Here is a 3,981-nt window from a genome sequence, read left to right on the forward strand (position 1 = left end):
CCCCACCTCCACCCCCAGGTTGAAGCCCACGAGCGCTGTCACCAGGCCCGTCCCCAACCCGTAGCCGCCGAGCACGCTCGCGAAGCCCAGCCCATGCACCAGGCCGAACAGGAAGGTGAGCCCCGCGCGGTGCCCGTGCCGGCGCAAGAACAGGTTCTCCAGCGCCATGTAGAGGATGGACGCGGCGATCGCGGCCTCGGCCCACCGCGTGCCCCGCGCGTCCAGCGTCACCAGGCCCAGGGCCGTGAGCCCCAGCGTCAGCGAGTGCGCCAGCGTGAAGGACGTCACCAACAGGAGGATCCGCCGGAACGAGCCGCCCACCAGCAGCACGGCGAAGAGGAACAGGAGATGATCCGCCCCGGCCAGGATGTGGCGGATGCCCTCGCCCACCCAGCCGGCGAACCCGTTCACCGCCTCGGGCGCGACCTCGATTTCATGGGCGTGGGCGGCGGCCGGCCCCCACAGGAGCAGGGCCAGCAACACCCGCCGGGCTGCGGGGAACGGCTTCATCGCGCGAAGGAGCCTGCCCTCCGCGCGCCCTGCCCGTCCACTACTCGCGCACGAACTCCAGCTGCACCTGCTGCCGGCCCGAAAGCCCGCCGTGGTGCGCGCCGCAGCGCGGACAGACCATCGGCTGATCCCACTCCCACTGCGCCTGCACCTCGTCCCCGCAGCAGACCATGGGGAGCGTGCGCAGCAGCTCCTCGTCCGGAGGCAGCGGCCGGGGCAGCGGCTCCGGCGCCACGGAGACGAAGGTGGGCCGCGGGTTCTGGGACAGCGTGCGCTGCACGTACGCCAGCTGCTCGTACCGCACGTGGTTCGCCCACGCGCGCGCCATCCGCTCCACGTGCGCGGACTGCTCCGGCGTGAGCCACGCGTCCGGCAGCGCGCGGTGGCCACAGTAGAGGCAGTGCCACGCGGGCAGCGCCTCCGCCGTGTACGCCTCGTGGAGGTTCTCGAAGGGGAAGTAGCCCGCGAGCAGCCGCTGGAGCATCCCCGCGTCGTGGCGGCTGGGCCGCGTCTTGAAGGAGCGCTGGCAGCGGGGACATTCGCGCCGCACGAAGCCCGCCTTGTCCCGCGGCAGCTCCAGCCACGCCATGTCCAGCTCCGGCAGGTTCATGCCAGCCCCCGCCGGCGCCCCACCGACGCGACGGCCAGCACGAACGCGACGACGGAGAACACCAGGAGGAGGTGCACCCACTGCCCCTCCGTCGAACCGGTGATCAGCCCCATCACCCACAACACCATCAAGATGATGCCCATGGTCCAGTACACGCCACGCCTCCCGCCACACAGGGCCCCGAAAGTCAGACCGGGCGCAAGCTAGGGACGCGGAGGCAGCGCGGCAACAGGTGGAGCTTTCTGCAGGGTCAGGTTGGGAAACAAACTTCCCAGGCCGGGCATTTTTTCCGGATGCCGTGGGGCCAGGCGGGTGCTGTTTCAGCCCCTCTCTTAAGGATCCGTGAGGCAGCTGGCGCACGCCACGTACGCTGGCACGTTGCCTGCTTAGCCGCTGGGTGTGGGCGAGTCAGCGGGCGCGGGCGGTTGGGGCGCCAGGGGAGGGCGAGATGCGGGGTTGGACGGTGGCGATGGTGGCGGCGGCGGTGCTGGTGGGGACGAACGCTGTGGCTTTCCCGGTGCAGGTGCCGGTGGGTGCCCAGGGTGAAGCACCGGACGTCGCGGCCCTGAGGGCGCAGCTGGCGGAGAAGGACGCACAGCTCAAGGCGGCCCTGGCGCGGCTGCAGCAGTACGAGGATGAAGCGGACTACCTCCGCGCGGAGCAGCTGGGCGTGGCCGAGGCCGTGCGCGCCTCCGGGCTCCCGGAGCGGCAGCAGCGCCGGCTGGCGGTGGCCATCGTCCGCGAGGCGGAGCGCAACAACCTGGATCCGCTGCTGGTGGTGGCGCTGATCCGCTGCGAGTCCTCCTTCAACAACTACGCGGTGTCCGGCGTGGGCGCCATGGGCCTCATGCAGGTGATGCCGGACACGGGCAAGTACCTGGCGGAGAAGTCCGGCTGGCGGCTGGGCCGTCACACCAACCTCTTCGACTTCGAGACGAACGTGAACCTGGGCACGGCCTACCTGGCGGACCTCATCAACCGCTTCGGCTCCGTGGAGGGCGCGCTCGTCGCCTACAACGCGGGCCCCGGGCTGGCCAGGCGCATCCTCGCCAAGAAGGAAAACCGGGTGAAGTTCATGGCCGGCTACCCCGCCAAGGTCGTGAAGGAGTTCCGCAAGCTGAAGGCCCAGCAGGAGCGCGCCATCAGCCTGCGTGCCGAGCAGCCGACAGCCGACCGCAAGGGTTGACCGCTGCGTGACACGCGCTTCGCTCGGTCGCCAACACTCCAGCCGAAGTTGCATGCCCGCCACTGACCTGATCGCAGGTGAAGGTGCACTGTTCGGCTCCGGCTGTGCACCCCCACCCCCCGGTGGGAGCCCGGACCCTCCCTGGTCCGGAAACGTGCGGCAGCCGCCATTCACATCGCGAGCTGCACACACGTGCATACCTCAGCGGGAGCGCGGATCATGACGGGGCTTCAGATTCATCGGCAGGAGGAGGCGGCGGGTCGGATCACGCTGCGCCTGGAAGGAACGCTGGACGGCCGCACGGCCCAGGAGCTGCGCAACTCGCTCCAGGCGCTGGGCCAGAGCGAAGTCGTGCTGGACTTCGCGCACCTGCGTGAGTTCAAGGACAGCGCGGTGGGCATCCTGACCCACGGCTTGAAGGACGGCGCCGTGCAGATGCGCGGGCTGGCCACGCACCACGAGCGGATGTTCCGCTACTTCGGCGTGCTGTCCTCGCCGACGACGCACCGGGCGTACTACACGCCCGAGGACATCCTCTCCGTCTGATTCGGGTGGGCCCTCCGGGCCGCGTGCATCCCCCGGCGAGCGCCCGCGCCTCCAAGGCAGGCGGGCATCCGGCGAGGAACACGGGCGGCCTGGAGGGGTGCCGGCTGGCGTTCGCCTGGGCTAGAGTCCGCGCCCAGATGACCCAGCCCGCTCGCGTCCTCGGTCCCGTTCCCTCCCCTGCTTCCGCACGCGCGGTGATGGAGCGGCTCGCCGCCCAGCTTGGCCGCGCCGTGCAGGGCAAGCCGGAGGAGGTGCGGCGCGTCGTCACCTGCGTGGTGGCAGGCGGGCACCTGCTCTTGGAGGACATGCCCGGCGTGGGTAAGACGACGCTGGCGGAGGCCCTGGCCCGCGCGTGCGCGCTGTCCTTCTCCCGCATCCAGTTCACCGCGGACCTGCTGCCGGCGGACATCCTGGGCGCGCAGGTGTTCCACGCGCAGACGGCCACCTTCTCCTTCCGTCCCGGGCCGCTGTTCCGGCAGCTGGTGCTGGCGGACGAGCTCAACCGCGCGCCCCCGCGCACCCAGTCCGCGCTCCTGGAGGGCATGGCCCAGGGCCAGGTGTCGCTGGACGGGCAGACCCACGCGCTGCCCTCGCCCTTCACGGTGGTGGCCACCCAGAACCCGGTGGACTTCTCCGGCACCTATCCGCTGCCGGACTCGCAGCTGGATCGCTTCCTCGTGCGCCTGTCCCTGGGCCACCCGGCGCCGGACGTGGAGGCGCGCCTGCTCACCACGCGCGGCGCGGCGTCTCCGCTGCCGTCGGTGGAGGCCGTGACGGGGCCGGAGGAGCTGGCGTCGCTGCGTGACTTCGTCCAGGACGTGAAGCTGGACGCGGCGGTGGCGGACTACGTGGTGCGGCTGGCGCGGGCCACGCGCGAGCACGGCGACCTGGAGCGCGGCGCGTCCACCCGCGCGGTGCTGGCGCTGGGGTCCGCGGCCCGGGCCCAGGCCCTGTGGGAGGGGCGCGACTTCGTCACCCCCGGCGACGTGCGCGCCATGCTGGTGTCCTGCTGGGCGCACCGCGTGCTCTTGAGGAGCGCCGTGCAGGGCGTGTCCGCGCGGGACGAGGCGGCGCACCTGGTGGAGGAGATCGCCCGCAAGGTGGCGGCGCCCCGGTGAAGGCCCCCGCC

At 71.7% G+C, this 3,981-nt stretch carries 6 protein-coding genes; 3 read left to right on the forward strand and 3 right to left on the reverse strand.

Translation table 11 applies throughout. The features are described 5' to 3' along the window. The 3 genes from D7W82_RS38680 to D7W82_RS38690 all read right to left on the reverse strand — a co-directional run. Positions 1 to 510, reverse strand: a 510-nt coding sequence (locus D7W82_RS38680) for a HupE/UreJ family protein (protein WP_147439766.1), incomplete at its 3' end; no start/stop codon positions are given. A 40-nt stretch (positions 511 to 550) separates the two neighbouring features. Next, on the reverse strand, positions 551 to 1,120 hold the full coding sequence (locus D7W82_RS38685) for a hypothetical protein (protein ID WP_120623045.1): 570 nt from the start codon (positions 1,118 to 1,120) through the stop codon (positions 551 to 553). Beyond that, positions 1,117 to 1,275 carry a lmo0937 family membrane protein gene (locus tag D7W82_RS38690; RefSeq protein ID WP_120623046.1) on the reverse strand — a complete coding sequence of 53 codons (159 nt, stop codon included), beginning with the start codon at positions 1,273 to 1,275 and terminating at the stop codon, positions 1,117 to 1,119. The genes D7W82_RS38685 and D7W82_RS38690 overlap by 4 nt, the downstream gene beginning before the upstream one ends. 293 nt (positions 1,276 to 1,568) lie before the next feature. Between D7W82_RS38690 and D7W82_RS38695 the strand changes: the two genes are divergently transcribed. From D7W82_RS38695 to D7W82_RS38705, 3 genes are all read left to right on the forward strand, one after another. Further along, a complete protein-coding gene (locus D7W82_RS38695) occupies positions 1,569 to 2,306 on the forward strand; it encodes a lytic transglycosylase domain-containing protein (protein WP_120623047.1) in 738 nt (245 codons plus the stop codon). 219 nt (positions 2,307 to 2,525) lie between these two features. Next, positions 2,526 to 2,852, forward strand: coding sequence for an STAS domain-containing protein (locus D7W82_RS38700; RefSeq protein WP_120623048.1), 327 nt, complete (start codon positions 2,526 to 2,528; stop codon positions 2,850 to 2,852). Positions 2,853 to 2,989: 137 nt separating this feature from the next. Next, complete coding sequence (locus tag D7W82_RS38705) at positions 2,990 to 3,970, forward strand: MoxR family ATPase (protein ID WP_120623049.1); 981 nt, start codon at positions 2,990 to 2,992, stop codon at positions 3,968 to 3,970. The last annotated feature ends 11 nt before the right edge of the window (positions 3,971 to 3,981 follow it).

The sequence above is a fragment of the Corallococcus sp. CA049B genome, assembly GCF_003611685.1.
Taxonomy (GTDB): domain Bacteria; phylum Myxococcota; class Myxococcia; order Myxococcales; family Myxococcaceae; genus Corallococcus; species Corallococcus coralloides.